1 protein-coding gene is annotated in these 1251 nt (G+C 65.9%); it reads right to left on the bottom strand.

The window, feature by feature from the left end:
* Nucleotides 1–93: 93 nt before the first annotated feature.
* Nucleotides 94–1095: a hypothetical protein gene (locus ACWED2_RS48300; protein WP_449697237.1), complete on the bottom strand. Its 1002-nt coding sequence runs from the start codon at nucleotides 1093–1095 to the stop codon at nucleotides 94–96.
* Between the last annotated feature and the right edge of the window lie 156 nt (nucleotides 1096–1251).

The raw sequence follows: 1251 nt of genomic DNA, 5'->3' as shown, positions 1-1251 counted from the left end.
GGCGCGTCATCGCGAAGTACGGCCTCGAGCCGCACATCCGGTACCGCACCGAGGTCACCGCCGCCGCGTTCGACGAAGAGCGCAAATTACCACTCACGACGCCTGGGCACATCGACAGGTCAGTTCGCGGCTGCCTCCAGGATTCCAGCCCTCGCGAAGCAGGATCTGCCGGACCTCGGCGGCCACCGCGCACGGCATGGTGTGAACGTCGCGCCAGCCATAGACCAGGCGAGCGCGTCCGGCCAGCTCGGCGGCATTGTCGCGGCGGCGGTCCCGGAAAGCGACACCAGCCGTGGCGTGCGATGCCCTGCCATCGAGCCGGACCGTGACCGGCGCGCCGTGTCCGTCGTAGGTGACGTCCTCCCACAGCGTCTTTCCGTCGACTTGGAAAGGTGTCTGGCGTTCGCCGCGTGGCAGCCCGTGCTTGTCCTCGACCTCGTCCTGGTACTCGACTTCGAGAGCGGACATCAGCCCGTTGCTCACCAGCTCCAAGCCACGTCGGATCGCGGAGCGAAACCGGAACGGCGGTCTAGCCTGGAAGCAGTCCAGCATGGACTGGAGTGGAACGGAGCTTCGGCTGACGAGATCGACCACGAGCATCGTCGCTTGGCCACCAGTTGGCTGGGCCACGGCGAGATCGAGGATGGTGTCCGTCACTCGCGTCCGCGGCGGATTCGTTTCCAGCGTGATGTAGCGCAGAGCACGGGAGCGATGAACGACTACCAGTGGTGCATGCGAGATCGCTGAACTCGTGTAGGGCACAGTGATTTCGACCGGCCGATCGATAATCGGCAGCATGCCCCATTCCTCCGCGGCACTGTAGTGGCTCAGGGCCGCGTGTGGGCCACCGTAGCGGAGCGCGGCGTGGAGCCGCGCGGGGCGAGACAATTCGCCGGTGAAGGTTGCATAAACCCGGGGAAGCACACGCTGCCAACGTCCGGCGACGAGATTGGCGGTCAGATCGGCGACCGAGTGACCGTAAGCGTGGAGCTGCCGATTGCTGACGATGCCGTGTTGCTCCTCGAGCAGAACCTGCCAGCTCGGCCGGGCGGCTGAGGGTATCTCGTCGGGGGACCAGCGCGTGTGAAGAGGCACACCTCGACCGTGCCGCGTTTCGGAGGCTCGTAGGGGGCTAGTGCCGTATCAAGCAACGTTAGGTAGGTAATCCGGTCGGCGGATCTTGGAGTTGACGGCGAAGTGGCGCTTGGGGTGGCAGTGGCGGTTGCGCCAGCGGAGGTAGCCGGCGATCGC

It is taken from the genome of Amycolatopsis sp. NPDC005003, assembly GCF_053600695.1.
The sequence above is the reverse complement of the archived record's forward strand: the minus strand, read 5'-3'. Positions and strand labels throughout refer to the sequence as shown.